The sequence below is a fragment of the Kitasatospora sp. NPDC007106 genome, from assembly GCF_040634455.1.
GTDB lineage: Bacteria > Actinomycetota > Actinomycetes > Streptomycetales > Streptomycetaceae > Kitasatospora > Kitasatospora arboriphila.
Genome location: NZ_JBEYFP010000019.1, coordinates 1 through 26190, shown reverse-complemented (window position 1 = coordinate 26190; position 26190 = coordinate 1). Strand labels below are relative to the sequence as shown.

Annotated in this window: 29 protein-coding genes; 18 read left to right on the top strand and 11 right to left on the bottom strand. The window is 72.8% G+C overall.

Going from position 1 to position 26190, the window contains the following annotated elements:
- Positions 1-134 precede the first annotated feature (134 nt).
- The gene (locus tag ABZ641_RS04210; RefSeq protein ID WP_359979036.1) at positions 135-977 is read right to left on the bottom strand and encodes a hypothetical protein; all 843 of its coding nucleotides are present in this window, start codon (positions 975-977) and stop codon (positions 135-137) included.
- 158 nt (positions 978-1135) lie between these two features.
- On the opposite strand from ABZ641_RS04210, the gene ABZ641_RS04205 reads away from it, so the two are divergent.
- On the top strand, positions 1136-1318 hold the full coding sequence (locus ABZ641_RS04205) for a hypothetical protein (protein WP_359979048.1): 183 nt from the start codon (positions 1136-1138) through the stop codon (positions 1316-1318).
- A gap of 27 nt (positions 1319-1345) precedes the next feature.
- Here the strand turns inward: ABZ641_RS04205 and ABZ641_RS04200 are convergent, their stop codons facing one another.
- The gene (locus ABZ641_RS04200) at positions 1346-2059 is read right to left on the bottom strand and encodes a phosphatase PAP2 family protein (RefSeq protein ID WP_359979035.1); all 714 of its coding nucleotides are present in this window, start codon (positions 2057-2059) and stop codon (positions 1346-1348) included.
- Between the two features lie 200 nt (positions 2060-2259).
- Entirely contained in the window at positions 2260-3309 is a 1050-nt protein-coding gene (locus ABZ641_RS04195) for a bifunctional lytic transglycosylase/C40 family peptidase (protein ID WP_344622597.1), read from the bottom strand.
- Between the two features lie 249 nt (positions 3310-3558).
- Here ABZ641_RS04195 and ABZ641_RS04190 point away from each other — a divergent pair, with 249 nt between their 5' ends.
- From ABZ641_RS04190 to ABZ641_RS04170, 5 genes are all read left to right on the top strand, one after another.
- Positions 3559-3909 carry a hypothetical protein gene (locus ABZ641_RS04190; RefSeq protein WP_263104159.1) on the top strand — a complete coding sequence of 117 codons (351 nt, stop codon included), beginning with the start codon at positions 3559-3561 and terminating at the stop codon, positions 3907-3909.
- 112 nt (positions 3910-4021) lie between these two features.
- Entirely contained in the window at positions 4022-4846 is an 825-nt protein-coding gene (locus tag ABZ641_RS04185) for a hypothetical protein (protein ID WP_359979031.1), read from the top strand.
- Entirely contained in the window at positions 4836-6104 is a 1269-nt protein-coding gene (locus tag ABZ641_RS04180; protein WP_344622595.1) for a hypothetical protein, read from the top strand. Before ABZ641_RS04185 ends, ABZ641_RS04180 begins: the two co-directional genes overlap by 11 nt.
- 3 nt (positions 6105-6107) lie before the next feature.
- The gene (locus ABZ641_RS04175) at positions 6108-7682 is read left to right on the top strand and encodes an SCO6880 family protein (RefSeq protein ID WP_344622594.1); all 1575 of its coding nucleotides are present in this window, start codon (positions 6108-6110) and stop codon (positions 7680-7682) included.
- 49 nt (positions 7683-7731) lie between these two features.
- Complete coding sequence (locus ABZ641_RS04170) at positions 7732-9042, top strand: ATP-binding protein (protein WP_344622616.1); 1311 nt, start codon at positions 7732-7734, stop codon at positions 9040-9042.
- A gap of 28 nt (positions 9043-9070) precedes the next feature.
- Here ABZ641_RS04170 and ABZ641_RS04165 read toward each other — a convergent pair whose 3' ends face one another.
- A complete protein-coding gene (locus tag ABZ641_RS04165) occupies positions 9071-9511 on the bottom strand; it encodes a hypothetical protein (protein WP_359979027.1) in 441 nt (146 codons plus the stop codon).
- 187 nt (positions 9512-9698) lie between these two features.
- Here ABZ641_RS04165 and ABZ641_RS04160 point away from each other — a divergent pair, with 187 nt between their 5' ends.
- Positions 9699-11504, top strand: a complete 1806-nt coding sequence (locus ABZ641_RS04160; RefSeq protein WP_359979025.1) for a bifunctional metallophosphatase/5'-nucleotidase — start codon at positions 9699-9701, stop codon at positions 11502-11504.
- Positions 11505-11583: 79 nt separating this feature from the next.
- Here the strand turns inward: ABZ641_RS04160 and ABZ641_RS04155 are convergent, their stop codons facing one another.
- The 5 genes from ABZ641_RS04155 to ABZ641_RS04135 all read right to left on the bottom strand — a co-directional run bounded on the left by ABZ641_RS04155 (position 11584) and on the right by ABZ641_RS04135 (position 17179).
- Positions 11584-13029 (bottom strand): HAMP domain-containing sensor histidine kinase, encoded by a 1446-nt coding sequence (locus tag ABZ641_RS04155; RefSeq protein WP_359979022.1) that lies wholly within the window; start codon positions 13027-13029, stop codon positions 11584-11586.
- 59 nt (positions 13030-13088) lie between these two features.
- Positions 13089-13865 carry a response regulator transcription factor gene (locus ABZ641_RS04150; RefSeq protein ID WP_344622590.1) on the bottom strand — a complete coding sequence of 259 codons (777 nt, stop codon included), beginning with the start codon at positions 13863-13865 and terminating at the stop codon, positions 13089-13091.
- Between the two features lie 92 nt (positions 13866-13957).
- Complete coding sequence (locus ABZ641_RS04145) at positions 13958-15136, bottom strand: trypsin-like peptidase domain-containing protein (protein WP_359979019.1); 1179 nt, start codon at positions 15134-15136, stop codon at positions 13958-13960.
- Positions 15137-15243: 107 nt separating this feature from the next.
- Positions 15244-16278, bottom strand: a complete 1035-nt coding sequence (locus tag ABZ641_RS04140) for a LacI family DNA-binding transcriptional regulator (protein WP_344622588.1) — start codon at positions 16276-16278, stop codon at positions 15244-15246.
- A 166-nt stretch (positions 16279-16444) separates the two neighbouring features.
- Positions 16445-17179, bottom strand: coding sequence for a response regulator transcription factor (locus tag ABZ641_RS04135; RefSeq protein ID WP_344622587.1), 735 nt, complete (start codon positions 17177-17179; stop codon positions 16445-16447).
- A gap of 658 nt (positions 17180-17837) precedes the next feature.
- Between ABZ641_RS04135 and ABZ641_RS04130 the strand changes: the two genes are divergently transcribed.
- From ABZ641_RS04130 to ABZ641_RS04105, 6 genes are all read left to right on the top strand, one after another.
- On the top strand, positions 17838-18149 hold the full coding sequence (locus ABZ641_RS04130; RefSeq protein WP_344622586.1) for a MoaD/ThiS family protein: 312 nt from the start codon (positions 17838-17840) through the stop codon (positions 18147-18149).
- Between the two features lie 84 nt (positions 18150-18233).
- Positions 18234-18926 (top strand): DUF2993 domain-containing protein, encoded by a 693-nt coding sequence (locus ABZ641_RS04125; RefSeq protein WP_359979016.1) that lies wholly within the window; start codon positions 18234-18236, stop codon positions 18924-18926.
- 241 nt (positions 18927-19167) lie between these two features.
- Positions 19168-19248: a putative leader peptide gene (locus ABZ641_RS04120; RefSeq protein ID WP_350637490.1), complete on the top strand. Its 81-nt coding sequence runs from the start codon at positions 19168-19170 to the stop codon at positions 19246-19248.
- 214 nt (positions 19249-19462) lie between these two features.
- Positions 19463-20299: a sulfurtransferase gene (locus tag ABZ641_RS04115; protein ID WP_344622584.1), complete on the top strand. Its 837-nt coding sequence runs from the start codon at positions 19463-19465 to the stop codon at positions 20297-20299.
- 36 nt (positions 20300-20335) lie between these two features.
- The gene (locus ABZ641_RS04110; RefSeq protein WP_030268750.1) at positions 20336-20626 is read left to right on the top strand and encodes a DUF1416 domain-containing protein; all 291 of its coding nucleotides are present in this window, start codon (positions 20336-20338) and stop codon (positions 20624-20626) included.
- Positions 20627-20688: 62 nt separating this feature from the next.
- On the top strand, positions 20689-20961 hold the full coding sequence (locus ABZ641_RS04105) for a DUF3099 domain-containing protein (RefSeq protein ID WP_344622583.1): 273 nt from the start codon (positions 20689-20691) through the stop codon (positions 20959-20961).
- Here ABZ641_RS04105 and ABZ641_RS04100 read toward each other — a convergent pair.
- The gene (locus ABZ641_RS04100; protein ID WP_359979011.1) at positions 20955-21317 is read right to left on the bottom strand and encodes a DsrE family protein; all 363 of its coding nucleotides are present in this window, start codon (positions 21315-21317) and stop codon (positions 20955-20957) included. The two genes, ABZ641_RS04105 and ABZ641_RS04100, sit on opposite strands and share 7 nt — an antisense overlap.
- A gap of 279 nt (positions 21318-21596) precedes the next feature.
- Here ABZ641_RS04100 and ABZ641_RS04095 point away from each other — a divergent pair, with 279 nt between their 5' ends.
- From ABZ641_RS04095 to ABZ641_RS04085, 3 genes are all read left to right on the top strand, one after another.
- Positions 21597-22181: an FABP family protein gene (locus tag ABZ641_RS04095; RefSeq protein ID WP_344622581.1), complete on the top strand. Its 585-nt coding sequence runs from the start codon at positions 21597-21599 to the stop codon at positions 22179-22181.
- Between the two features lie 110 nt (positions 22182-22291).
- Positions 22292-22741: a Fur family transcriptional regulator gene (locus ABZ641_RS04090; RefSeq protein WP_344622580.1), complete on the top strand. Its 450-nt coding sequence runs from the start codon at positions 22292-22294 to the stop codon at positions 22739-22741.
- Between the two features lie 10 nt (positions 22742-22751).
- The gene (locus tag ABZ641_RS04085) at positions 22752-23726 is read left to right on the top strand and encodes a folate-binding protein (RefSeq protein WP_344622579.1); all 975 of its coding nucleotides are present in this window, start codon (positions 22752-22754) and stop codon (positions 23724-23726) included.
- A 27-nt stretch (positions 23727-23753) separates the two neighbouring features.
- Here ABZ641_RS04085 and dtd read toward each other — a convergent pair whose 3' ends face one another.
- Positions 23754-24185: a D-aminoacyl-tRNA deacylase gene (gene dtd / locus ABZ641_RS04080; protein WP_030268761.1), complete on the bottom strand. Its 432-nt coding sequence runs from the start codon at positions 24183-24185 to the stop codon at positions 23754-23756.
- Positions 24186-24523: 338 nt separating this feature from the next.
- Between dtd and ABZ641_RS04075 the strand changes: the two genes are divergently transcribed.
- Together ABZ641_RS04075 and ABZ641_RS04070 are read left to right on the top strand one after the other, a co-directional pair.
- Complete coding sequence (locus ABZ641_RS04075) at positions 24524-25033, top strand: ABC transporter substrate-binding protein (protein WP_344622578.1); 510 nt, start codon at positions 24524-24526, stop codon at positions 25031-25033.
- Between the two features lie 56 nt (positions 25034-25089).
- Complete coding sequence (locus ABZ641_RS04070) at positions 25090-26040, top strand: asparaginase (RefSeq protein ID WP_344622577.1); 951 nt, start codon at positions 25090-25092, stop codon at positions 26038-26040.
- Positions 26041-26190: the final 150 nt, after the last annotated feature.

Below are 26190 nucleotides of genomic sequence, written 5' to 3'. Positions count from 1 at the left end.
CGGCCAGGACGGCGGTACCCCGTCCTCCAGGGTAAGGAGGAGCGGCGCCCCGCCGTATGGCACGGACGGGTCATCTCTGCGGCCACAGGCACTAGGGTCGGCGGCCGGAACCTGGCTGCAGGCCCCCGGAGCCGTCACTTCGCAGGTGCCGAGGCCTTCGGCGAGTAGATGTCGGCGGAGGACGGCTCGGACGCCCGGACGGGGGTGCCGAAATCGGCCAGCGAGGTGGTCGAGACCACCTTCACCTGGTCCTTCGCCTCCTTGGAGCCCGCCACCCCGGCGAAGGCGAAGGTCTCCACCACCTTGTGCACCCGCCCCTGGGCGTCCAGCCACACCTCGTACGGCACCTGCTTCGCCGTGAAGGTCTGCGCGGCCATCCGCAGGCCGTCCGCGCCCCGGCCGCCGGTGGCCTCGGCCGCCTTGGCGAGGTCCAGGGTGCCCTTGTAGTGCTTGAGCTCGGTGCCGTCGACCGTCTCGGTGCCGACCAGCGCGGCCGACTCCGCGCCGCGCAGCGCGCCGGCGGCGCTGGCCGGGTCCGTGGCCCCGCTGCTGACCAGGTTGCCGTCGGGGAGCTGGCGGACGTCCAGCCGGACCCACTTGCCGGCCGGGACCTTGGCACCGCTGTTCTGCAGGTAGACCGTGCCCGGCAGGACGATCTCCTTGATCGTGCCGGTGGTGGCCGCGCCGGGCGGCACGTCGATCTCCAGCGTGCCGATCCGCTTCACGTAGTCGTAGCCGCCGGTGCCGTTGAACACGGCCTTCTTCTCCGCCGACTCGGTGACCAGCTCGGTGGTGGTGCGGGCCGAGCCCGTCCGGCCGGTGATGTCGGCCGCGGAGCGCACCGCGGTCAGGGGGTCGGCGGAGAGCACGTCCGCCGAGCCGCCCTGCGGCTCGGCGCCCCCGCCCGAGCAGGCGGACAGGACGGCTGCCAGCAGCGCCGCCGCCGCGGCGGTGCGGACGGGCTTCAGCTTCTTCACGATCGACACAACCCCCTCGGGCACCGATGCCCGGCAAGCAGCCACCCCGGATGGGCAGAGCTCTCCAGGGCCCAACGAGCCCGACCCGCAAGGGTTACGGTCGTCCCGGCGTACGGAATCGTCCGCGCGCCCCCGGTCGGCGCGTTACGGTGAAGCACGTGTCCAGCGACGTCCCGGCGGAGTCCGTGCCGGTCCCGCCCACCGCCCACCTGGTGGCTCTCCAGGAACGCGGATCGTTCTGCTTCGCCAGCTGCAGCTGCGGCTGGTTCGCCCCGGGGCGGCGCTCCCGCGACCGCGCCCGACGGGACGCCGACGAGCACCGGCGCGACGGCACCGCCTGACCGCCCGGCGGAGCGTCGGAGCGGGGCTCAGGCCGCCAGGTCGGACTCCGGCGCCGGCTGCTCGACCGCGGCGGGCTCGCGCCGCCGACGGCTGCGGCCGTCCCCGGCACCCCCGCGGGCCGGCCTGCGGGCGACCACCAGCGGCGCGGCCGCCGTCCTGGTGAGCGCGTGGCAGAACGGCACCAGCACCGCCATCGCCAGCGGCGCCAGCAGCAGCACCACGGCGGTGGCCAGGGCGAAACCGCCGATCACGTCCGTCGGGTAGTGCACGCCCATGTACATCCGGCAGAAGCCCTGCAGCAGGGCCAGCGCGCCCGCGACCAGGCCCAGCCGGCGGTTCACCAGCAGCAGGGCGACGGCGATGCCCATCGACATCGCCGAGTGGTCGCTGACGAAGGAGAGGGTGCCCTCCTTGCCCTCCACCAGGACCTCCAGCTCGGGATGGTCCACGAAGGGGCGCGGCCGGTCCACGATCGCCGAGATCGGCAGGTTCGCCAGCTCGGAGATCGCCACCGCCAGCGGCGCCCACAGCAGGCCGGCCACCGCCACCGGGGCGTCCGGCCGGCGGCGGGCCTGCAGCCAGGCCGTCAGGCAGACCGCGGCCAGGCCGAGCAGGATGCCGTACTCGCCGATCCACGAGACCGCGGAGTCCAGCCATCGCGGGGCCGAGACGGCCAGCCCGTTGATCGCGCGGAGCAGGCCCAGGTCGGGGTTGCCCGTGTCGGCGAGCAGCGTCGACACGCCGCACCTCCCTCTCTGTGTCCGGTGCACCGGCCCGGTGCACCGCCTGCGTCCCCCCGTCCCGGCAGGTCGCGGCCGGGGCATGGTCCGGTACGGAGCAACAACGTTCTGAGCAGGCCGGAGGGTTCCGCGGAGACCGCGCGTCACGGAAAATTGACTCGCCGTCCACCGTCCGCCCACACCCGGGGCGGTCCGGCGGCTCAGCTCTGCTTCGGGCCCTGGCCGCCGCTGATCGTACCGTCGGCGTTGCGGACGGGCAGAGCCGCGGCACCGTCCGGGGTGACCCGGGTGGCGCCGATGTAGTCGCGCTGGTCGATGGTGTCGTAGCGGATCACCGCACCGGTGTGCGGGGCGTCGATCATGTAGCCGCCGCCGACGTAGATCCCGACGTGGTGGATGGACCGCGGATCGTTCAGGTCGTTCGCGAAGAACACCAGGTCACCCGGGCGGAGTTGGTCCCGGGAGGGGTGCTCGCCGGCGTACCACTGGTCGTTGGCCACCCGGGGCAGGGCGATGCCGACGCTCTCGAACGCGGCCTGGGTGAGGCCCGAGCAGTCGAAGCGCCCCTGCTGCGAGGGCAGGCCCTCGCCGCCCCACAGGTACGGCGTGCCGAGCTTGGTCTGCGCGAAGTAGATCGCACCCGCGGCCTGCTGGGAGAGCCCGACCGCGGTCTGCGGGGCCGGCGCGGTGAAGCTCCTGGCCAGTGACTGGATGTTCTTCACGTAGCCCTGGGTCTCCCGGTAGCCCGGGACCCCGCCGGCCTTTATCACCGCGTACGGGCCGGCGTTGTAGGCGGCCAGCATGTTCGCCTGCCGGTCGCCGGGCACGGTGGAGACGTCCTTGGCCAGTGCGCAGTCGTAGGTGGCGGCCGAGGCGATGGCGTCCGCCGGGTCCCAGATGTCGCGCCGGCCGTCGCCGTTGGCGTCCACCCCGTAGGTGGCCCAGGTGCCCTCCAGGAACTGCGCCATGCCGTACGCCTTGGCCGGGCTCTTGGCGGTCGGGTCGAATCCGCTCTCCTGGTACAGCTGCGCCGCGAGCATCGGGGGCGAGATCTCGGGGCAGAGGGCGCCCCATTTCTCGATCAGCGGCCGGTACGCCGTCGGCACCGTGCCCGACGAGATCGAGAGGTGGTTGGTACCCGACCGGGCCGTGCCGCTCGCGGCGAAGGTCCCGACCGTGACGATTCCGACGAAACCGACCGTCACAACCGCTGCAGCGGCGGCCGCCGTGCCCGCTCTGCGGAGTACCATCAGCACCATCCCCGACGTGGCGTCAGTTGCGAGTGTTCCGGAAGGCATTGCTCAGCGCAATCAACACAGATACGAAGAGTGAGCGGTATCCTTCGTACGGTGGACATCCTGTCGTACGTGTCCCGCGCCTCACGACCAATCCGCGAGATATAGCCAAGTCGACATCAGATCTGGCCAAGAATAGGTCCTGCCCCTTCGCGAAGCCGTGTTCCGGGGCCTTGAATTTGCCTGATCGGGCGGTGAGATGGAATGAACCTGAGCAGCGTGGACAGCAAGGTGGTCGGCTACCTGGCCGAGGACCCACCCAAGAAGGCCAACATCGACACCATCATCGGCGGCATCGCCCCGGACTGGGGACCGTTCGCCAGCCTCGGGTCCGAGGCGCGGGTGATGGTCGAGGTCGTGATGGCGGTCGCCATCCTGGCCTGCCTCGCCATCGCGGTCTGGGGGGCCGCCAAGCAGCGCATCGGCGCCACCGCGATGCGCGACACGTTCAGTGCCGAGCAGGGCAAGGGACTGATCATCGCGGGACTGACCGGCGTGTTCATCATCGGATCGCTGGGCACCCTGTTCACCATTGTCTACGGCATGGCGATCTGACGATCGTACGGATCGGATAGTCATCCCGGCAGAGCGGCCATGCGACTCTGCCGGCACAGTCGTGTTCGCGTCACCGGGGCCCCGCGGGGCTCCCCGCACCAGGAGGGCCGCCGTGCCGTTGTCCGACGACCAGCCGCACACCCGTACGCGGCTGCCGGTCGGCGAACAGCCCTCCCACCAGATGACCGCACGTCAGCCGCGTCCCGTCCGGACCCTGCTGACCGTCCTGCTCGTGGTCACCCTGCTGGTGATCGCCGTCTCCGTCGCCAACCGCGGCAAGCCCGACCGGGGCAGCGCCGGCAGTGGCACCGCCGCCCCCGGCTCCGGGGACGGCGCCCAGGCCGGTGCGGCCGCGACCGCGCCGAGCGGCACCAAGCCCGTCGACACCACCGCCAACGGCATCGCCAACGGCTTCCCGCACACCGACCAGGGCGCCCAGTCGGCCGCGGCCAACTACGCCACCGCCCTCGGCTCCGCGGAGATGTTCCGGACCGCGAGCCGCCACACCGTCGTCGACACCGTCTCCGACCCCACCGTCGCCGCCGCGATCCAGCAGCGGCTCGACGCCGCCTTCACCGCCGAGAACAACGGCCGCTTCGGCCTCGACGCCGAGGGCCGGGCCCCCAAGGGCCTCACCTTCGTCAGCCGCACCGTCCCCGTCGGCACCCGCACCACCAACTACGCCGACACGGCGACCACGGTGGAGGTGTGGTGCACCGGGCTGCACGGGCTCGCCGGCGACGGCTCGACCAGGCCGGTCTCCCAGGACTGGTACACCCTCACCGTCACCATGCGCTGGACCGGCAGTGACTGGAAGGTGACCGACTTCGACCGGGCCTCGGGCCCTGCCCCCGTTCCGGGTGATCAGCAGGCGGCCACGGCCCAGCAGATCACTGACGCAGTCCAGAGGTTCGGAGGCTTCCGCTATGCGCGGTGACGGCTCGACCAGATCCTTCGTCCGACGGGCCGGTGCGCTGGGCGGCGCACTCGCCGTCCTGCAGGCCACCGCGCTGATCACCGCCCAGCGGGTGTTCGCCGACCCCACGCCCTCGCCGACGCCGTCGTCCACCTGCGCGGCGCAGAGCGTGCCGCTGCCCGGCGCGGGCGGGCAGTGCGCTCCGCCCGGCGCGGCCGTCGTCGGGGGCGACACGGTCGGCACCGTCACCGACCCCCTCGGGTCGCTGGCCAAGGGCTGTGCGCAGGCCGCCGCCTGGGTGGTGCGCAAGCTGTCGGGGGCGATCGACGGCACGACGCAGGTGGACTTCACCAACGCCGCCTTCCTGCAGCAGTATGCGGTGGTGTTCGCCGGTTCGACGGTCATCACGCTGGTGCTGTGGCTGCTGGCGGTGACCAAGCGGGCGGTGCGCGGTGCCCCGCTGACGCAGGCGTTCTCGGAGGCGATCGGCTTCCTGTGGCTGACGGTGGTGGCCTCGGCGTTCACCCCGCTGATCCTCTACACGGTGGTCTCGGCGACGGACGGCCTGACGGCGGCGATCTCGGCCGGCACCAAGTCGGACACCGGCACCTACCTGGGCGGCTTCGCGGACACCCTGGAGAAGGGCTCGCTCGGCGGCGGTCCGCTGATCCTGATCATTGTGTCGCTGGTGGCCGTGCTGGCCGCCGCCGTGCTCTGGATCGAGCTGCTGATCCGGGCCGCGATGCTGTACGTGGGCGCGCTGCTCGGCACCGCCGTGTACGCGGGCCTGGTGGACAAGCAGCTGTGGAAGCACGTCCGCCGCTGGGCCGGCCTGATGCTGGCGGTGGACCTGGCGAAGCCGATCATCGTGATCATCCTGGGTCTGGCCGGCGCGGTCGCCACCGGGGCCGGGGCCGACGACGACTTCGCCCGGGTGCTCTCCGGTCTCGCGATCCTCTTCCTGTCGATTTTTTCCAGTGCGGCCGTCTACCGCTTCGTGCCCGGCTTCGGCGACGAGCTCCAGCAGGTGCGGCGGGCCCGGGCGAGTGCGGTCTCCGCCGGTTCGGCGATGATCAACGGCCCGGCGAACCTGGTCAAGCAGGGCATCTCGGCGCACGGTTCGCGCGGCGGCCCGCAGGCAGCCAACGCCTCCTCCGGCGCGGGCGGCTCCGGCATCGCGCCGGGCATCGCCGCGCACGCCGGCCGCGCCGCGGCGCCGCCCGCCCAGCCCAACGTTCCGGCCCCCGCCCCGATCAACAACCCCACGAAGGGAGGGTGACGGGTGAGCAGCGAACCGCTCGGCCAGTTCGGCGCCCAGTACGCCCAGCCGTACGTGCACCAGCGCCGCACCTACCTCATCGGCAAGTCCCGGCCGAACGCGCCGATCGGACGCAACCGCGAGTCCGGCGAGATCGTGCTGATCATCTTCGGCGCGTTCCTCGGCATGATGTGGGGTCTGCTGATGCCGGTCCTGCCGCTGCGGATCGCCGGCCTGGTGGGCTTCCCGCTGTTGGCGATCATGGCCGTGTACGTGCCGTACCGCCGCCGTACCTTCTACAAGTGGGTGGAGATCAACCGGACGTACCGGCGGACGGTGCGCAGCGGCCGGGCGGTCTGGAAGTCCGAGGTGATCGACGCGGGCACCCGGCTGGACGGTCGCGAGGTGGAGATCGGGCCGCCGCCCGGGGTGGGCCGGCTACGCTGGCTGTCCGCGCCGTTCGGGCCGGACGAGGTCGGGGTGCTGATGCACCTGGAGCGCCGGACGGTCACCGCCGCGATCGAGATCGAGGGCCCGGGTGTCGGCCTGCGCGACTCGGAGGACCAGGAGGCGTTGGTCGACCGGTTCGGCACGCTGCTCAAGCACGTGGCGAACGGCGACGGCTTCGTGACCCGCCTGCAGATCCTGGCCCGGACGCTGCCCGCGGACCCGGACGCGCACGCCAAGGACGTGGAGCGCCGCGGCGCCGACGAGGCGCCGCGCTGGCTCAAGGAGTCGTACGACCAGCTGCAGTCGATGGTGTCGACCTCGTCCGAGCAGCACCGCGCGTACCTGGTGGCCTGTATGCACTACACCCGCGACCTGGCGGCCGAGGCGCACGCCATGGGGCGGACGGCGGACGGCCGGCGGCAGCGCGACGACGAGGGCCTGGCGACGGTGATGGCCCGTGAGCTGACGGACATCTGCGCCCGTCTGGCGGAGGCGGACATCCGGGTCCGGCAGCCGCTGGGCCAGGCCCGGCTGGCCTCGCTGGTGCACTCGATGTACGACCCGGACCACCCGATCGACCACATCCAGGCGATGAGCCGGCGCAACGCCTGGCCGGCCGAGCTGGACGCCACCCATCAGCAGTTCCTGCAGGCGAAGACCCGCGAGTCGGCGACCCGGGAGCCGTGGTGCCACGCCACCGCCTGGGTCAAGGAGTGGCCGCTGACCCCGGTCGGCGTGAACTTCCTGGCGCCGCTGCTGGTGCACACCCCGGACGTGATCCGCACGGTCGCCGTCACCATGGACCTGGAGCCGACCGACGTCGCCATCGAGCGGATGCTCACCGAGAAGACCAACGACGAGGCCGAGGCCAACCGCGCGGCCAAGATGAACCGCACCGTCGACCCGCGCGACCTGGCGCACACCGGCCGGGTCGACCAGCGCGGCGACGACCTCGCCTCCGGCGCGGCCGGCGTCAACCTGGTCGGGTACATCACGGTCTCGGCCCGCACCCCCGAGGCGCTGGCCCGCGACAAGCGGACCATCCGCGCCTCGGCCGGCAAGAGCTACCTCAAGCTGGAGTGGTGCGACCGCGAGCACCACCGGGCGTTCGTCAACACGCTGCCGTTCGCGACCGGCATCCGCCGCTGAGGGAGGGGACCCCGTGATCGGCAACCTCACCGACGCCTTCACCAGCCTGATGTTCGGCAAGGTGGAGACCACCCGTCTGCCCGTCCGCACCTCCACCGGCCAGGCGCAGGCGGTCTACCTGCCGACCGCCGCGCCGGGCCTGGGCGACTCGGGTGTCATCATCGGCCGCGAGGTGTACAGCGGCAAGGGCTACGTCTACGACCCGTTCCAGCTGTACGGCCAGCAGCTGCCGGCGCCGCACTGGCTGGTGCTCGGCGAGTCCGGCAACGGCAAGTCGGCGCTGGAGAAGACGTACGTGCTGCGCCAGCTGCGGTTCCGCGACCGGCAGGTGGTGGTGCTGGACGCGCAGGGCGAGGACGGCGTCGGCGAGTGGAACCTGATCGCCAACGCGCTCGGCATAAAGTCCATCCGGCTCGACCCGATGGCGGCCCGGGACGGCGGGGTGAAGCTCAATCCGCTCGACCCGTCGATCACCACCACCGGCCAGCTGTCACTGCTGCGCACCATCATCGAGGTGGCGATGGGGCGCGGGCTGGAGGAGCGGGCCGGCTTCGCGCTGAAGGCCGCGCACGCCCACGTGCACGCCACGGTGAAGGACCGCCAGCCGGTGCTGGACGACATCATCGCCACCCTGCGCAACCCCGAGCTCTCCTCGGTGGAGTCGCTGGGGGTGGCCGTCGGCGACGTGCAGTCCTGGGGCCTGGACGTGGCGCTGGTACTGGACCGGCTGGTCGACGGCGACCTGCGCGGCATGTTCGACGGCCCGACCACGGCCGGCATCGACCTGGACGCGCCGCTGATCGTCTTCGACCTGTCGCACATCGACCGGAACTCGATCGCGATGCCGATCCTGATGGCGATCGTCGGGGTCTGGCTGGAGCACACCTGGCTGCGGCCGGACCGGGTGAAGCGGATCTTCCTGGTCGAAGAGGCCTGGCACATCATCAACAGCCCGTTCGTGGCGCAGCTCTTCCAGCGCCTACTGAAGTTCGGCCGCCGTCTCGGCCTGTCCTTCGTGGCGGTGGTCCACCACCTGTCGGACGTGGTGGACGGTGCGGCCGCGAAGGAGGCCTCCGCGATCCTGAAGATGGCCTCCACCCGCACGATCTACATGCAGAAGGCCGAGGAGGCGAGAGCCACCGGCCGGGTGCTGGGCCTGCCGCGCTGGGCGGTGGAGATCATTCCGACCCTGTCGCCCGGCATCGCGGTCTGGGACGTCAACGGCAACGTCCAGGTGGTCAAGCACATCATCACCGAGTCCGAGCGGCCGCTCGTCTACACGGACCGGGCGATGACCGAGGACGCCGTCGTGGAGCGCCAGCGGGCCGAGCAGCAGCTCGCCTCCGAACCGATGATCTGACCGCCCCGGCGGCGCCGGCCGCCGGGGCTCACCGGAGACCCTCGGCGGCCCCGGCCGCCAGCACGCCGGTCGCCGCGGCGGCGGTCAGCAGCCAGGCGGCGCCGGTCTGCCACGGCCCCCACGAGGACAGCAGCCCCGCGGCCAGGGCGTGCGCGCACCCGTACCCGGCCGCGAGCGTCGCCGCGCCGCGGTCGCCCCGGGCGTACCGGCCCGAGGCGAACAGCGCGAGGCCGGCCGGCAGCAGGAAGGTCAGGCCGCAGAACAGCGCGGGCCCGGTCTCGATCATGCGGACGAACTGCTCCTCGCCGTCCGCATACCCGGAGGCGTCGCGGGGTGCGGCGAACGGCTGCAGCACCAGGGCCGCGTACGCCGCGGTGCCGAGCGCGGCGGTGAACCAGAGCACCGAGGAGGCGGTCAGCAGCCACCAGGCGGTCAGGCTCGCGGGACGGGGGCGGGCGGGGCTCTCCATGGCGGTGACGCTACGGCCGCTGCGGCAGGCGCCGCCTGAGTACGCGTGCTCAACAACGTGTCAGCTGGTGGAAACCCGCTCGTTACGTCAGAAGACCTGACAGCTACGCGCGTTGACCCTAGGCTTCACTGGTCATGCCACCATGGCCCCGGCCCCCGCCGGGCCCCAGACGGTACGGGGTACCCTCATGTCCACATCCGGTCAGACCGGCAGATACCGCCGTACGGCGCTCGCCGCAGCCGCGGCCGCGGGCCTGCTCGGCACGCTGCTCGTGCCGAGCGTCGCCGAGGCACACGGCCACCACAAGCCGAAGGTCGAGGACCTCCAGCTCCTCGCCATCAACGACTTCCACGGCAACCTCGAGCCCCCGGCCGGCTCCTCCGGCACCGTCAAGGAGGTCGACCCGGCGACCGGCCAGGTGGTCTCCACCCCGGCCGGCGGTGTCGAGTACCTGGCCACCGCACTGCGCGACGCCCGCAAGGGCCACCGCAACACCCTGACCGTCGCCGCCGGTGACATCGTCGGCGCGAGCCCGCTGCTGTCGGGCCTGTTCCACGACGAGCCGACCATCGAGGCGATGAACGAGCTCGGCCTCGACGTCACCAGCGTGGGCAACCACGAGTTCGACGAGGGCTCCAAGGAACTGCTGCGCCTGCAGGACGGCGGCTGCCACCCGACCGACGGCTGCTACACCAAGGGCCGCAAGTTCAAGGGCGCCGACTTCCAGTACCTGGCGGCCAACGTCACCAACGAGAAGACCGGTCGCCCGCTCCTCGACCCGTACTGGATCGCCGACGTGCACGGCGAGAAGGTCGGCTTCATCGGCGTCACCCTGGAGGGCACGCCGAACATCGTCACCGCCGCCGGCGTCAAGGGCCTCAAGTTCGGCGACGAGGTCGAGACGATCAACAAGTACACGGCCGTGCTGAAGCGCAAGGGCGTGAACGCGATCGTCGCCCTGATCCACGAGGGCGGCTACCCGGCCTCCACCACGTACAACTACGACTGCGGCGCGGGCGGCTCCGGCGTCTCCGGCCCGATCGTCGACATCGCGAAGAACATCGACCCCGCGGTCGGCGCGATCGTCACCGGCCACACCCACAACGCGTACGCCTGCGCCATCCCGGACAAGAACGGCGTGCCGCGCTCGGTCACCAGCGCCGCCTCCTTCGGCCGCCTGTACACCGAGATCAACCTGCAGATCGACAAGCGCACGGGTGCCATCGTCCGCCCGTCGGTCACCGCCGCCAACCACGTGGTGCGCCGCACCGTGGCCAAGGCGCCGGACATGACCAAGCTGATCGACACCTACAACAAGCTGGCCGCGCCGATCGCCAACCGCCCGGTCGGCTACATCTCCGCGGACATCAACGGGCGCGGCTCCGCCGACCTCGAGAAGCCGCTCGGCGACGTCATCGCCGACGCCCAGCTGGCCGGCACGGCACCCGCCGACAAGGGCGGCGCGCAGATCGCCTTCATGAACCCCGGCGGCATCCGCTCGGACCTGGTCTACAAGGCCTCCGCGGCCGAGGGCGACGGTGTGGTGACCTACGGCGAGGCGTTCACCGTCCAGCCGTTCACCAACATGATGCAGGTCAAGACGCTCACCGGCGCCAAGGTCGTCGAGCTGCTGCAGCAGCAGGTCAGCGGCCTGAACGACGCCGCGCCGAAGATCCTGCAGGTCTCCAAGGGCCTCACCTACACCCTGGACATGACCAAGACCGGCGCCGCCCGGGTGGTCGTCTCCTCGATCAAGCTCAACGGCACTGCGATCGACCCGGCCGCGTCCTACCGGGTCGCCGCGAACGAGTTCCTGGCGGGCGGCGGTGACGGCTTCCCGGCCTTCACCTCCGGCACCAACACCCTGGTCGGCCCGTCCGACCTGGACCTGTTCAACGCCTACCTGGGCGCGAACAGCTCCGCCGCCAAGCCGCTGGCCCCGCCGGCCCGCGACCGGATCTCCCTGGTCGGCGACGGCACCGACAAGGACTGACGCAGCACCGGCACGAGCCGCGGAGGGCGGGGCACCTGAGGGGGTGCCCCGCCCTCCGCCCGTCCGTGTCCCGCGCCCGCTACTGAGGAGGGGTCGGCTGCCCGGGCAGCTGCAGGGTCGCCAGCGCACCCGGGCCGCCGTCCGCGGCGGGGCCGAGCGTCACCTCTCCCCCGGTGTCCCGGACGGTCTGTGCCACGATCGACAGCCCCAGGCCCGACCCGGGCAGCTGCCGCGAGGACGGCGAGCGCCAGAACCGGTCGAAGACGTACGGCAGCTCGTCCTGCGGGATGCCCGGCCCGTGGTCCCGGACGGTCAGTCGGCCGCCCGTCAGCGCCACGTCCACGGTGCCGCCCGGCGGGCTGTACTTCACCGCGTTGTCCAGCAGGTTGATCACCGCCCGCTCCAGCGCCGCCGCGTCCCCGTGCACGTACCAGGGGTGCACCGACACGTCGAAGGCCAGCCCCGGTCCGCGCAGCCGGGCGCGCTCCACCGCGCGCCCGGCGATCTCGTGCAGGGCGACCACGGCGAGGTTCTGACCCGGCTTCGGCGAGTCCGGCCGGGACAGCTGCAGCAGGTCGCCGATCAGCAGGGTGAGCTCCTGCATCTGCGCCTTCATGTTGCCGAGCAGCTTGCTGCGGGTGGCCGGCGGCAGCGGCCGCCCGGTGTCGTCGCTGCGGATCAGCAGGTCGACGTTGGTGCGCAGCGAGGTGAGCGGGGTGCGCAGTTCGTGTCCGGCGTCGGCGATCAGCCGGGTCTGCCGCTCGCGGGAGTTGAGCAGGGCGGTGGACATCGAGTTGAACGAGGTCGACAGCCGCGCGATCTCGTCGCTCCCGTTGACGGGGATGGTCGTCCCGACCTCCTCCGTGCGGGCGATGTGCTCCACCGCGTCCGTCAGCTGGTCCACCGGCTTGAGCGCCGACCTGGCCACGATCCGGCCGATGAACCCCGCACCGACCACACCGACCGCGGCGACCCCGGCGAGGACGAGTGCGAGGTGCTGCAGCGAGTCCTGGACGGCGGTGACGTCCTGCGCGGTCAGCATGATCGCCGGTTCCTGGGACGGCACGATGTAGACCTTCGTCACCCGCACCACGGCGGCCTTGCCGCTGACGAAGGCGCCGTCCCGGTAGTGCGCCGTGTTGTCCGGCTCGTTCAGGATCGACTTGTCGCCCGGGTCGGTCTGGATGGCCTTGGTGGCGCCGAGCGGCAGGCAGACCAGGCCGGCGGTGGTGACCAACTGGTTGTCCCAGCGGTTCGGGCCGCCGTGCTCCGGGCCGCCCCGGTTGGGGTGGGTGGCGGCGAAGACCGCGTTGGCGGCCTGCGACTTGGTCAGCGCCTGCTGCGGCGTGTTGCCGCAGCTCGGGAGGGTGTCGCCGGCCAGCTGCCCGTTCGCGATGGTGCGGAAGTCGTACGGCGCCCCGGAGAGGTTGGCGCGGACCTGCCGGTAGAGCTGGTCCTTGACGAAGAACCAGCACAGCAGTGCCGAGAGCGCGATCGCCACGGCGACCGCGGCGGCGGTGAGCATGGCCAGCCTGCTCCGCAGCGAACGGCCGCGGAACCACCCCGTGAGCCGGCCGACCGCCTTCACGCCGCCGCGCCGCTGGCGGGCCGCAGCGCGTAGCCGACGCCGCGCACGGTCTGGATGAGCCGGGGCATGCCGCCGTGCTCGGTCTTGCGCCGCAGGTACATGACGTAGACGTCGAGCGAGTTGGACGACGGTTCGAAGTCGAAGCCCCAGACGGCCTTGAGGATCTGTTCCCGGGTCAGCACCTGCCGCGGGTGGGCGAGGAACATCTCCAGCAGCATGAACTCCGTCCGGGTGAGTTCGATCGGCTTGCCGCCGCGGGTGACCTCGCGGGTGGCGGTGTTCATCCGCAGGTCGGCGAAGGAGAGCACCTCGCCGTCGTCCTCGGCGGCGGCCGCACGGGCGGCGGCCTCGCTGGCGAGGGCGCTGCGGCGGAGCAGGGCGCGGACCCGGGCGAGCAGTTCGTCGAGCTCGAAGGGCTTGGCGAGGTAGTCGTCGGCGCCGACGTCGAGGCCGGTGACGCGGTCGCCGACGGCGTCGCGGGCGGTGAGCATCAGCACGGGTGCGGTGTCGCCGCGCGAGCGCATCCGGCGGACGGCGGTGAGGCCGTCCATCCGCGGCATCATGATGTCGAGCAGCACCAGGTCGGGCCGGTCGCGTTCGACGGCCTCCAGCGCCTCGAAGCCGTCGGTGGCGGTGGTGACCTCGTATCCCTCGAAGGCGAGGCTGCTCTCCAGGGCGTCCCGCAGGGCGGGCTCGTCGTCGACCACGAGGAGCCGCGCGGGGCCGGGGCCGGCGGTCTCGGCAGGGGTGCGGTCGTCGGCGGGGGGAGTCATGGGCTGGGGCCCTTCCTGGCTCTCGTGGGGGCGGTGCTGCGGGGGTGCTGCCATTGTCCTGCGGGAGGTGCCCGGGTGCGGGGAGTGTGCGGTCACAGGTTCCGGCCGGACTGCATGTCCGACAGGACCTGCTTGACGGTGTCGATCGGGATGGCGAAGCCGAGCCCGACGCTGCCGGCGCTGCTGGAGTCGGCGGTGGAGTTGGAGCCGCTCGCCGAGTACATGGCCGAGTTGATGCCGATGACCTGGCCGTTGGCGTTGATCAGCGGGCCGCCGGAGTTGCCGGGGTTGAGTGCGGCGTCGGTCTGCAGCGCCTTGTACGTGGCGGAATCACCGGAGCTGCCGGAGCCGTTGGAGCCGGAGCCGCCCTGGTAGCCGGGCAGCTGCGGGAAGCCGAAGCCGCCGTTGCCGCGGGTGGTGCCCTCGTCGACCTGGACGGTGACCTCGCGGTTCTCGGCGCTGATGATGCCGGAGGTGACGGTGCCGGTGAGGCCCTCGGGGTTGCCGATGGCGACGACCGGGTCGCCGACCCGCACGGCGGAGGAGTCGCCGAGGACGGCGGGGGTGAGCCCGCTGACGCCGGAGGCGGTGATCACGGCGACGTCCAGGGACTTGTCGGTGCCGGTGACGGTGGCCTCGGCGGTGCTGCCGTCCTTGAAGGTGACGGTCATCCGCCCGCCGTCCACCGCGCCCGCTATGACGTGGTAGTTGGTGAGGATCTGGCCCTTGGCGGTGAGCACGATGCCGGTGCCGGTGGCGGTGCCGCTGCCGTCCTGCACGGTGATCTGGACGACGCTGGGGGAGACCGCGCCGGCGATGGCGGTGACGTCGGCGGTGCCGTCGGACTTGGCGGCGACCGGGCTGACCACCGTGCTGGTGGCCGCGGCGGTGGTCTCGCCGGCCTTGGTGACCACGCCGCCGGCGACCCCGCCGAGGACGGCGGCCACCGCGGCGACGGCCGCGGCCAGGGCGAGCCGGCCGCGCAGGAAGCCGCGCCGGGCGTGGTCGCCGGAGCCGGCCGCCGCGTCGGCGCCGGGGCCCTCGGGCGGTACGGGCGGCTCGGGCGGGTCCGCGAAGGCGGCGGTGTACGGCGGCGGGAGCTGCCCGCCGCCGGCGGTGTGTCCGGCGGGTTCGGCCGCGGGCGCAGGGTGGGCGTCGGCCGGGTGCGCGGTCGGCTCGTGGGCCGGCCGGGCGGGGTGCGCGGCGGGCCACACCAGGTGGCCGTCGGCGGTGCGGTACGGGTCCTCGCTGCTGCGGTACGGGTCACTCATGACGACCACGCTCCGCCCGGCGGATGAAGGCTTGATGAGAACGCGCTCAGAACGGTCCGAGAAGCCCGTCAGGTTCTCATAAAGCCTGGTCAGGCCGCAGGTGCGGGCTACTGGCCGTTGCAGCCGCAGGAACGCCGCACGACCAGGCGCGATTCGAACTTGCGCACCCGCTCGGTGTCCGAGCCGGGCACCATCAGCGAGTCGTCGAGCACCAGGTCGACCGCGGCGCGGGCCATCGCGTCGCGGTCGGAGGCGACGGTGGTGAGCGGCGGGTCGGCGAGGGCGGCCTCGGGCACGTCGTCGAAGCCGGCGACGGCGAGGTCCTCCGGCACCTTCAGGCCCACCTCGCGGGCGGCCCGCAGCACGCCGATCGCCTGGTCGTCGGTGGAGCAGAAGATCGCCGGCGGCCGGTTCGGGGAGCGCAGCAGCTCCAGGGCGACCTCGTAGGCGCCGTAGCGGTGGAACGGCGCGTCGACCAGGTGCGGCTCGGCCGGCAGGCCGTGCGCGGCCATGGCGCGCTGCCAGCCCTCGACGTGGTCGATGACCGGGTCGCCGGGGGCGGGGGACTCGACGGGGCCGCCGAAGCAGACCACGTACGGGTGGCCGTGCACCTCCAGCAGGTGGCGGACGGCGAGCTCGGAGCCGCCGACGTCGTCGGTGACCACGGCGACGTCGTCGATCGCCTCGGGCCGGCGGTGCAGCAGCACGACCTTGGCGCCCTCCATCGCGGCGAACTCCTCGGCGGCCCGCTGCGAGGGGCCCTGGCTGACCAGGATCAGTCCGGCGACCCGCATGCCGAGGAAGGCCCGCACGTAGTGGACCTCGCGGTCGTCCACGTAGTCGGAGTTGCCGATCAGCACGAGCTTGCCGCGCTCGGAGGCGGCGCGTTCGACCGCGTGCGCCATCTCGGCGAAGAAGGGCTGCCGGGCGTCGGGGACGACCATCCCGATCAGGTTGGTGCGGCGCGAGGCCATCGCCTGGGCGACGCTGTTCGGCCGGTAGCCGAGCTGCTCGATCGCCGCGAGGACCTTCTCGCGGGTCGCCGGGGCGACCGGTCGGGGTCCGTTGTTGATCACGTAGCTGACGACCGCGGTCGAGGTCCCAGCCAGTCGGGCTACATCGTCGCGCGTCACCTTGGCCACGGAGGGAGTCTACGCGGGTGGCAGGGGGACGGTAGGAGGAGTCTCACGTACCGGAGAGTCACCTGTCGGCCGCGGGCGGGTGCACCCCGCCCCTATCCGGACAAGCCGGACACCAGGGGCCTCGCGGGCGACGGCCGGACGCGGGTGCCGGCCGCCGCCCGCGGGCTCAGGCCTCCTGGACGGCGGCGGCGCGCTGCTCGGCGCCGGACCGGTCGCCGCCCTTGTCCGCCTTGTCCGGGACGACGAACCGGTAGCCGACGTTGCGGACGGTGCCGATCAGCTGCTCGTGCTCGACGCCGAGCTTGGCCCGCAGCCGCCGGACGTGGACGTCGACCGTGCGGGTGCCGCCGAAGTAGTCGTAGCCCCAGACCTCCTGCAGCAGCTGGGCGCGGGTGAAGACCCGGCCGGGGTGCTGCGCGAGGTACTTGAGGAGCTCGAACTCCTTGAAGGTGAGGTCCAGCACCCGGCCCTTGAGCTTGGCCGAGTAGGTGGCCTCGTCGACCGACAGGTCGCCGTTGCGGATCTCCATCGGGGAGTCGTCGGCGGTGACCTGGAGCCGGCCCATGGCGAGCCGGATCCGGGCCTCGACCTCGGCCGGCCCCGCGGTGTCGAGCAGCACGTCGTCGATGCCCCACTCGGCGGTCACCGCGGCCAGGCCGCCCTCGGTGACGATCAGCACCAGCGGGCAGCCGATGCCGGTGGAGCGCAGCAGCTGGCACAGGCTCCGGATCTGCGGCAGGTCGCGCCGGCCGTCGACCAGGATCACATCGGCGCTCGGGGTGTCGACCAGGGCCGATCCCTCGGCCGGGGCGACCCGGACGTTGTGCAGGAGCAGGCCCAGTGCGGGCAGCACCTCGGCGGACGGCTGCAGGGCGTTGGTCAGCAGGAGGAGAGAACTCATACCCGGTAGTCCCCTTTCCGGGTCGTCGCGGTCGCGTTGCGCCTGCGGCGGGGGCCGGGCGGCGCGGCGGCGGTGAAGGTGGAGGATGCGCTCGCAGGGCGTCCGGGGGGAGCTCCGGTGGATTCGCGGGTGCGCACGGCACAGCGGTGCGGACGCGAGGAGTCCCGCGACCCCTGGCGTACCGTTCCTGCCCTGCCCATCCGCGAACCTTCCGGTCTGCTCCCGCGCCGGGTGAGGCCCGGCGCCGGTCCTGACGCCCCGTCGGGCCGCGGGCACTCCGTCGTGCCGTTGTCCTCGGGGTGTTCCCGCCTCCGGCGCGGGTGGTGCGCCGTTCGCAAGAACGTCCGTACTGGCGTCCTGAAAGCACAAAAGGACCCGGGGGCGACTCTGCCCGGATCCCTTACGCCTCGAGAATAGCCGACCACGCCCAGCTCCGGGAGGGGCGCGCGGAGAGTGCTGGATCACGCGGCGTGCGCCCCCGGCCCTTGCGGAGGCCCGCCGTCCGCCCGTCCGGGCCGGGGCGTTGACGACCCGGCGGCCGTCCGGTCCATCATGGGTGCAGCACCGGCCGCACCGTACGTGTACACCTTGGCGTGGGCGGGCCGGCGGACGGAGCCGGGCCGCTGCACCGGGCGAGGGACGACGAGGAGGGCTTGCCATGGGCACCACCGCCGCTGCTTCACCCGGGGGAGTGGCCCCGGCCGCCGCACGGGTGACCGGGACGATCCGCTACTGGGCCGCCGCCAAGGCCGAGGCGGGCACCGCCGAGGAGCCGTACGAGGCCGCCACGCTCGCCGAGGCGCTGGCCGCGGTGCACGAGCGGCACGCCGACCGGCCCCGGCTGCTCCAGGTGCTCGGGCACTGCTCGTTCCTGGTCGACGGCGAGCAGGTCGGCACCCGCGACCGGGCCGGGGTCGCGCTCACCGAGGGCGGCACCGTCGAGGTGCTCCCGCCGTTCGCCGGCGGCTGAGTCCGGCCGCCAGGAACCGCACGGGGCGGCCGATCGTCGTAGCACTCCGGACGGCACGGCGACACGGAGCGACCACCGGGAGACATGATGCGCGGCTGGCTGAAGGCGACGATCGGCCTGGCGGCCCTGGCCGGGCTGCTGGTCGGCGCGGACCGGGTGGCCGTGGGCGTCGCCGAGGACGAGGCCGCCGACCGGCTGGCGGGCAGCGGCCGGATGGCCCAGCGCCCGGCCGTGCACATCGACGGCTTCCCGTTCCTCACCCAGGCCCTCGCCAAGGAGTTCGACGACGTCCGGCTCTCCGGCGAGGGCATGACGGTCGGCAACGGCAGCCAGCAGGTGGCGCTGCGCTCCTTCAGCGCCCGGCTGTCCGGGGTGTCCGTCGGCGACGACTACCGCAGCGCCACCGTCCGGCACGGCAGCGGCACCGGGCTGATCAGCTACGCCGACGCGGCCCGGCTGGCGGCGCCGCAGTCGGGCGTGCCCGGCGCCGACCGCCTGGAGCTGTCGTACGGCGGCCCCGGCAAGGTCAAGGCCTCGCTGATGGGCGTGTCCGTCGGCCAGGGCGACGTGCACAGCTCGGGCAACACCATCACCGCGGACGGCTTCAAGCTCACCGGCATGGCGTCGGTGCTGAACGGCGCGCTCGGCGGGAAGCTGGGCGCGCGCAGCTTCACCCTCACCGAGCTGCCGGCCGGCCTGAACCTCTCCGGCGCCGTGCCGCAGCCGGACGGCCTCCAGCTCACCTTCCAGGGCGAGAACGTCCGCGTGATCGGCTGATCCGCCGGTCGAGGCGCCCGCCGCCGCCCGTTCCCCCACCCCTTCCGTCCCGCACTGCGAGACGCGCTGTCCAGCAATGCCGTTCGCGCCGATGCCCCGGGCCCCGTTCCGGTTGTGCCGGGGCGGCATTCGTGCTGGCCGCAGCGGCGGTAAATCGGCAAATCCCAGTATTCGGGCCATCTGGTCTCATTATTCGACACGCTGATGACAGCGGGCCCGCGGTGTCCCTAGCATCGTCGGCATGAAGCGACAGGCGGATCTCACGAAGCGGCGGGCGGTAGACCTGTGCCGCGTGTCCACCTGCCTGTGTCGAATGCGCTGACCGGGCAGCTCTGACCAGCCCGTCAGGCCCCGCCCGCCCCGCATGCCGGCCCCGTGCGGCCCGCTCCCGGACCGCCGGCCCCCGGCACCTCTGATCCGAACCGCCCGCCAGGCCCACGACCTGCGGTGTCCGAACTGTGGACACCCGGTCGGAACCTCGGCCTGCGGGCACCCACAGCAGCCTTCCGCAACCGCCCCCGGATGGAGACATCACCATGAGCCGCAGCGACGTCCTGGTCGACGCCGACTGGGTCCAGGCCCGCCTGGACGACCCGAAGGTCGTCATCGTCGAGGTCGACGAGGACACCTCCGCCTACGAGAAGAACCACATCCGCAACGCGGTCCGCATCGACTGGAAGTCCGACCTCCAGGACCCGGTGCGTCGCGACTTCATCGACCAGGCCGGCTTCGAGGCGCTGCTGAGCGCCAAGGGCATCGCCAACGACCAGACCGTGGTGCTCTACGGCGGCAACAACAACTGGTTCGCCTCGTACGCATACTGGTACTTCAAGCTGTACGGCCACGGCGACGTCCGTCTGCTGGACGGCGGCCGCAAGAAGTGGGAGCTCGACTCCCGCGAGCTGGTCGTCGAGGTGCCCGAGCGCGCCGTGACCGAGTACAAGGCGAAGGCCGTCGACAGCTCGATCCGCGCCTTCCGCGACGACGTGATCGACGCGATCGGCAACCTCAACCTGGTCGACGTGCGCTCGCCCGACGAGTTCTCCGGCAAGCTGCTCGCCCCGGCCCACCTCCCGCAGGAGCAGTCGCAGCGTCCGGGCCACGTCCCGAGCGCCAAGAACATCCCGTGGGCCAAGAACGCCAACGACGACGGCACCTTCAAGAGCGACGACGAGCTGCGCGCGCTCTACCAGGAGGAGGGCGTGGACCTGGCCAAGGACACCATCGCCTACTGCCGCATCGGCGAGCGCTCCGCGCTCACGTGGTTCGTGCTGCACGAGCTGCTCGACCAGCCGAACGTGAAGAACTACGACGGCTCCTGGACCGAGTACGGCAGCCTCGTCGGCGTGCCGATCGAGCTCGGCAGCAACTGAGCCCCCGGCTCGAACCGTAGGAAGGGAAGACAAGACATGTGCGGTGCGAAGGCCGGCGGCCCGGACCTGGCAGGAGTTGACGTGGCGAGCGAGACGATCATCCAGGGTTCGGTGACCCGCGACGGCGAGCCGGTCAACGGCTACGTGCGGCTGCTCGACGAGGGCGGCGAGTTCACCGCCGAGGTGCCCACCTCGGCGACCGGACAGTTCCGCTTCTTCGCCCGTCCGGGCACCTGGACGCTGCGTGCGCTGGTGCCGGGCGCGACCGTCGACCGCCAGGTCGTGGCCGCCCAGGGCGAGTTCACCGAGGTCGCGATCGCGGTCTGACCGCCGACGACCGGTGCCGTGGCCCCCTGCCGAGCAGGGGGCCACGGCCATACCCTGGAGGTGTGCAGGCACACCGGCGGCACGTCCGCTACTTCGTCATGATGGGCGTCTGCCTCGGCATGTTCGTCCTGGCCTGGGGCGTCGTGCGGCTCTGGTCCGTGCCCGCCGCGGTCGGGATGTGCCTGTTCGCCATGGTCATCCCGCCGCTCGCCGCGGTCTTCGCCAACAAACGCGACCCGGACGACGACTGGTGGAACGACCCGCGCTGGGACGACCCGCGGTGGGACCGGCCCGGCCACGACCGGGACCGCCCCGACCACGAGCCGCGTCAGTAGACCAGCGCCTGCACCCCGTCGGCCATGATCTCGCTCAGGAAGACCTGGGCGCCCGCGATCCGGACCCCCTCGACGGTGTCCTTCTCGCCGATGTCCCGGCGCGCCGCGCACTGGGTGCACAGCGTCACCGTGCCCGCCGCGAGGACCGACTCCAGCAGCTCCGGCAGCGGCGCGGCGTGCGGCAGCTCGAACTCGGCCGCCCGGCCCGGCAGCGCGAACCAGGACGACTCCCCGGTCAGCCAGAGCGACACCTCGACCCCACTGGCGACCGCGACCGCCGCCACCGTGAAGGCCTGCGAGCAGCGCTCCGGCGCGTCCGCCCCGGCCGTGACCTTGATGACCAGCTTCTTCGACATGCCGCCCAGACTATCGACGACGTGGCGGGGCTCACCGAGACCGGCCGGAGGGCGGCCGATAGACTCGCGACGTCATTCGTCTATCTGTCCGCCCGCCCGCAATGGAGCGCCTCGTGTCCGGTCTGGAAATCTTCTTCGACAGTCTGCTCGCGCTGATGGCCGTCCTGATCACCTGGTTCGCCATCTTCTCGGTGATGAAGCTCTACCAGGGCCAGCGCTGACGCCGCCCGACTGCCGTAACGTGTGGAGTCAGCAGACTCCGACGACAGCAGCAGGAAAATGATCGAGATCCCTTCCGACCTCCACCGTGACGTCGTCCCGCTGGCCTTCCTCCTCGGTACGTGGGAGGGCGCCGGCGTTTACGACTTCCCGGGCGCCGAGAAGTGCAACTTCGGCCAGGAGGTCGTCTTCCGGCACGACGGCCGGCCGTTCCTGGAGTTCCGTTCCCGCACCTGGGTCCTGGACGAGCAGGGCGAGAAGGTCCGTCCGCTGGAGAACGAGCACTCCTTCTGGCGGATCACCAGCAACCAGCACGGCACGTCCGGTGAGCGCGAGATCGAGGTCTCGTCCGTCCGCGACGACGGCACCGTGGAGATCTGGTACGGCAAGCTGCACGACGGCAAGCCGCAGATCGACCTCGCCACCGACGCGGTCGCCCGGATCGAGGGCGCCCCGGCCTACACGGGCGGCAAGCGCCTGTACGGCATGGTCAAGGAGGAGCTCCTCTGGGTCGGCGAGAAGGCCGCCCCCGAGGTTCCGCTGCGGCCGTACATGTCCGCGCAGCTCAAGAAGGTGCTGAGCCCGGCGAAGCTGATCCAGGACATCAACGACCTGCCGGACGACGGCATCGCGTTCTTCCGCTGACCGGCCGCCGGGCCCGCCCGGCCCGGTCCGCGGGACCGCACGAGGTAGGGACCGACCCCGGGGTCGGTCCCTACACTTGTCCCATCACCTCCAACGGGCAGGGACCTACCGTGGCGAACACCGAAACCCCCACCGACTGGAAGAGCGACCTGCGGCAGCGCGGCTACCGGCTGACCCCGCAGCGCCAGCTCGTCCTGGAGGCGGTCGACGTGCTGGACCACGCCACCCCGGACGAGATCCTCGGCCACGTCCGCAAGACCGCCAGCGGGGTCAACATCTCCACCGTCTACCGGACGCTGGAGCTGCTGGAGGAACTCGGCCTGGTCTCCCACGCGCACCTCGGCCACGGCGCCCCGACCTACCACCTGGCCGGCCGCCACACCCACCTGCACCTGGTCTGCCGGGACTGCGACAAGGTCACCGAGACCGACACCGCGATCGCCGCCCCGCTGATCGAGAGCCTGCGCGCCGAGCACGGCTTCGACACCGACCTCAAGCACTTCGCGATCTTCGGCCGCTGCGCCGACTGCACCGAAAAGCGCGGCGGCACGCAGTCGTAAGCTGGCCGGTATGACCGGAACCAAGAGCCCGCTGCTCGACCTGCCCGGCGCCGTCCCCGCCGAGGGACCCGACGAGGGCGTCGCCGCCCACTACGGCGACTTCTTCAGGGAACAGCGCGAGCTCGCCGCCGGCCGCGGCTTCGTCGACCTCTCGCACCGCGGGGTGGTCACCGTCAGCGGTGCCGACCGGCTCTCCTGGCTGCACCTGCTGCTCACCCAGCACGTCAGCGCGCTGCCCCCGCAGCAGGCCGCGGACGCCCTGATCCTCTCCCCGAACGGGCACGTCGAGCACGCCCTCTACCTGGTCGACGACGGCGAGACCACCTGGGTGCACGTCGAGCCCGGCACCGCGCCGGCGCTGATCGCCTACCTGGAGAGCATGAAGTTCTTCTACCGGGTGGAGATCGCCGACGCGACCGCCGACCTCGCCGTGGTGCACCTGCCGGCCGGCTCCGCCGCGTCCGCGGAGGGCGCCGCGGCCGTCCGGGAACTCCCGTACGGACGCGAGCTGTTCGTGCCGCGGTCCGAGCTGGAGAAGCTGACGGCCGGTTACGGGCCGGCGGCCGGCGTCTGGGCGTACGAGGCGCTGCGGATCGAGGGCCACCGGCCGCGGCTCGGCTTCGAGACCGACCACCGCACCATCCCGCACGAGGTCGACTGGCTGGCCACCGCCGTCCACCTGCAGAAGGGCTGCTACCGCGGCCAGGAGACGGTCGCCCGGGTGCACAACCTCGGCCGCCCGCCGCGCCGGCTGGTCTTCCTGCACCTCGACGGCACCGAGGAGAAGCTGCCGCAGCACGGCGCCCAGGTCCGGCTGGCCTCGGACGGCGAGGACGGCCGGGCGCTCGGTTTCGTGACCTCCTCGGCCCGGCACTGGGAGCTCGGGCCGATCGCCATGGCGCTGGTCAAGCGGAACGTCCCGGTGGACGCGGTGCTGCTGGCCGACGGCGTGCCCGGCACCCAGGACGTGATCGTCCCGCAGTAGCGGCGCCCCCGCCGGGTCCGGCGGGGCTCAGACCTCCAGCAGCACGGTGAACGGCCCGTCGTTCACCAGCGACACCTTCATGTCCGCCCCGAACCGCCCGGTCTCCACCTTGGCGCCCAGCGCCCGCAGCTCGGCCACCACCGCGTCCACCAGCGGCTCGGCGACCGGGCCGGGCGCGGCGGCGTTCCAGGTGGGCCGGCGGCCCTTCCGGGCGTCGCCGTACAGCGTGAACTGACTGATCACCAGCAGCGGTGCGCCCAGCTCCTCGCAGGAGAGCTCGGGGGAGCCGGGGAAGAGCCGCAGCGTCCACAGCTTGCGGGCCAGCTGGGCGGCCTTCGCCGGGGTGTCCTCGTGGGTCGCGCCGACCAGCACGCACAGGCCCGGCCCCTCGATCGCGCCCACGCACTCGCCGTCCACCCGGACGGCCGCCTCCGACACCCGCTGCACCACTGCTCGCATGCCGCCATTCTGCCGGAGGCGCGCGGCGCCTCGGCGTGCGCCGGGTGGCGTGCGCGTGCGCCGAGGTCGGCGCAGGTCAGCGAGCGGCCGCCAATTGTCGTACCAGCCATGGCGGTTCGCCAGGGGGGCCGTTCGGGTGCCGGGCGGTGCGCGGCCGCCCACCGGGGTGGCACGCTGTCCGACGCCGCCCGCGCACGGCCCCGTCGACCGACCAGGTCCCCCGGCGCCGCTAGCCCGAGCGGGTGGCACCGGCGCCCGCAGGGAACTCCCCGCGGCGGCCGGTCGTGTTCGGGTACGGGCAGCACGGCCCGGGACGCAGGAACAACGGCAGGTGGTGGATGGACGCGAGCGACATCGGCGGGCTGGGCCTGGACCAGCTACGGACGCTCCGGCGGGACGCACAGGAGCAGGAGGCCGACCTCTCGTACCTCCGCCGCCTGCTGCAGGGCCGGATGGACATCCTGCGGGCCGAGCTCGCCAACCGCCGGGTGCCGCACGACCTCGCCCCGCAGGCCTCCGCCGACCTGCTCGACCGGCTGCCGGCCATCCTGGCCGACCTGCCCTCCCCCGTCCGCCGCCCGGCCCGGCACGTGACGCTCGGCCCGCCCCGCGGCGCCGAGTACCGCCGCGAGGCCGACGCGCTGATGGGCGACGTCCGGCTCGCCGACCTCGCGGCACGCCCCACCTCCGCCCTGCTGGCCGCCGTCGAGCGGCTCTCCCGGCACGAGCGCGAGGTCTCCGGCCGGCGCCAGGTGCTGCAGCGGACGGCGGACGACTGCAGTGCGGAAATCACCCGCAGGTACCGTGAAGGGGAAGCACGGGTCGACGACCTGCTCACGGGGGGCTGAGGAGCGGGCGGCGGCCGGGCCACCCTCACCCAGTGCACTCGCCGTCAGGAGTCTCCATGCCCCAGTCCGCCCTGCCCGCCCTCGCCGAGGTCATACGCTCCGGCTTTGTCGAGGGCCGCCACCGCGGCTCCCTGGTGCTGCTCGCCGCCGACGGCTCGGTCGAGTACGCGCTCGGCGCACCCGAGGCGCCGGTCTTCCCGCGCTCCACCGCCAAGCCCTTCCAGGCGGTGGCCACCCTGCGGGCCGGCCTCGCCCTGGACGGCGAGGCGCTCGCCCTGGCCGCGTCCAGCCACTCCGCGGAGGACTTCCACCGCGACGCCGTCCGCGCCGTGCTCGCCGCCGCCGGCCTCACCGAGGAGGCCCTGCGCACCCCGGCGGACCTCCCGCTCGACCGGGTCGAGGCCGAGCTGCTGCTGCGCTCCGGCGGCAGCGCCGCACCGATCATGATGGACTGCTCCGGCAAGCACGCCGGCTGGCTGGCCGCCAGCGCCGCCAACGGCTGGGACACCGCCGCGTACCTCGACGCCGCCCACCCGATCCAGGTGCTGGCCCGCGAGGCCCTGGAGGAGGCCACCGGCGAGCGCGCCGCGCACGTCGGCACCGACGGCTGCGGCGCCCCGCTGCTCGCCGTCTCGCTGACCGGCCTGGCCCGCGGCTACCGCTCGCTGGTGCTCTCCGACCCCGGCACCCCGCAGCGCCGCGTCGCCGACGCGATGCGTGCCCACCCCGAGTACGTGGCCGGCACCCGCCGCGCCGACACCTGGCTGATGCGGGCGGTGCCCGGCACGCTCTCCAAGATGGGCGCCGAAGCCGTCCAGGTGGTCGCGCTGGCCGACGGCCGGGCACTCGCCTTCAAGATCGACGACGGTGCCGAGCGGGCCCGCGGGCCGGTGCTCGCCGCCGCGCTGCGCCGCCTCGGCGTCGAGCACGAGGTGCTGGACCGGATCGGTGCCGAGCCGCTGCACGGCGGCGGCGCGGTGGTGGGCGAGGTCCGCGCCGCGTTCTGATCCCCCGCATCGGCACCGCACAGCACAGCACCGCACAGCACCGCACAGCACCGCACAGCACCACACCAACGCAGCGGCCGCCCGGGCGTCCCCCGGGCGGCCGCGCCGCGGCCCGCAGGCGCCCGCTCGTCCACCGTGCCGCAGGACGCC

Bases quoted from the DNA above. Each gene is read 5' to 3' on its own strand.
- ABZ641_RS04165 (WP_359979027.1), bottom strand. From the start codon at position 9,511: ATGGAGAGCCCCGCCCGCCCCCGTCCCGCGAGCCTGACCGCCTGGTGG.
- ABZ641_RS04075 (WP_344622578.1), top strand. From the start codon at position 24,524: ATGGACGCGAGCGACATCGGCGGGCTGGGCCTGGACCAGCTACGGACG.
- ABZ641_RS04115 (WP_344622584.1), top strand. From the start codon at position 19,463: ATGAGCCGCAGCGACGTCCTGGTCGACGCCGACTGGGTCCAGGCCCGC.
- ABZ641_RS04085 (WP_344622579.1), top strand. From the start codon at position 22,752: ATGACCGGAACCAAGAGCCCGCTGCTCGACCTGCCCGGCGCCGTCCCC.
- ABZ641_RS04150 (WP_344622590.1), bottom strand. From the start codon at position 13,865: ATGACTCCCCCCGCCGACGACCGCACCCCTGCCGAGACCGCCGGCCCC.
- ABZ641_RS04190 (WP_263104159.1), top strand. From the start codon at position 3,559: ATGAACCTGAGCAGCGTGGACAGCAAGGTGGTCGGCTACCTGGCCGAG.
- ABZ641_RS04095 (WP_344622581.1), top strand. From the start codon at position 21,597: ATGATCGAGATCCCTTCCGACCTCCACCGTGACGTCGTCCCGCTGGCC.
- ABZ641_RS04145 (WP_359979019.1), bottom strand. From the start codon at position 15,136: ATGAGTGACCCGTACCGCAGCAGCGAGGACCCGTACCGCACCGCCGAC.
- ABZ641_RS04100 (WP_359979011.1), bottom strand. From the start codon at position 21,317: ATGTCGAAGAAGCTGGTCATCAAGGTCACGGCCGGGGCGGACGCGCCG.
- ABZ641_RS04180 (WP_344622595.1), top strand. From the start codon at position 4,836: ATGCGCGGTGACGGCTCGACCAGATCCTTCGTCCGACGGGCCGGTGCG.
- ABZ641_RS04125 (WP_359979016.1), top strand. From the start codon at position 18,234: ATGATGCGCGGCTGGCTGAAGGCGACGATCGGCCTGGCGGCCCTGGCC.
- dtd (WP_030268761.1), bottom strand. From the start codon at position 24,185: ATGCGAGCAGTGGTGCAGCGGGTGTCGGAGGCGGCCGTCCGGGTGGAC.
- ABZ641_RS04130 (WP_344622586.1), top strand. From the start codon at position 17,838: ATGGGCACCACCGCCGCTGCTTCACCCGGGGGAGTGGCCCCGGCCGCC.
- ABZ641_RS04135 (WP_344622587.1), bottom strand. From the start codon at position 17,179: ATGAGTTCTCTCCTCCTGCTGACCAACGCCCTGCAGCCGTCCGCCGAG.
- ABZ641_RS04070 (WP_344622577.1), top strand. From the start codon at position 25,090: ATGCCCCAGTCCGCCCTGCCCGCCCTCGCCGAGGTCATACGCTCCGGC.
- ABZ641_RS04155 (WP_359979022.1), bottom strand. From the start codon at position 13,029: ATGCTCACCGCCGCCGCGGTCGCCGTGGCGATCGCGCTCTCGGCACTG.
- ABZ641_RS04195 (WP_344622597.1), bottom strand. From the start codon at position 3,309: ATGGTACTCCGCAGAGCGGGCACGGCGGCCGCCGCTGCAGCGGTTGTG.
- ABZ641_RS04110 (WP_030268750.1), top strand. From the start codon at position 20,336: ATGTGCGGTGCGAAGGCCGGCGGCCCGGACCTGGCAGGAGTTGACGTG.
- ABZ641_RS04160 (WP_359979025.1), top strand. From the start codon at position 9,699: ATGTCCACATCCGGTCAGACCGGCAGATACCGCCGTACGGCGCTCGCC.
- ABZ641_RS04170 (WP_344622616.1), top strand. From the start codon at position 7,732: ATGTTCGGCAAGGTGGAGACCACCCGTCTGCCCGTCCGCACCTCCACC.
- ABZ641_RS04120 (WP_350637490.1), top strand. From the start codon at position 19,168: ATGAAGCGACAGGCGGATCTCACGAAGCGGCGGGCGGTAGACCTGTGC.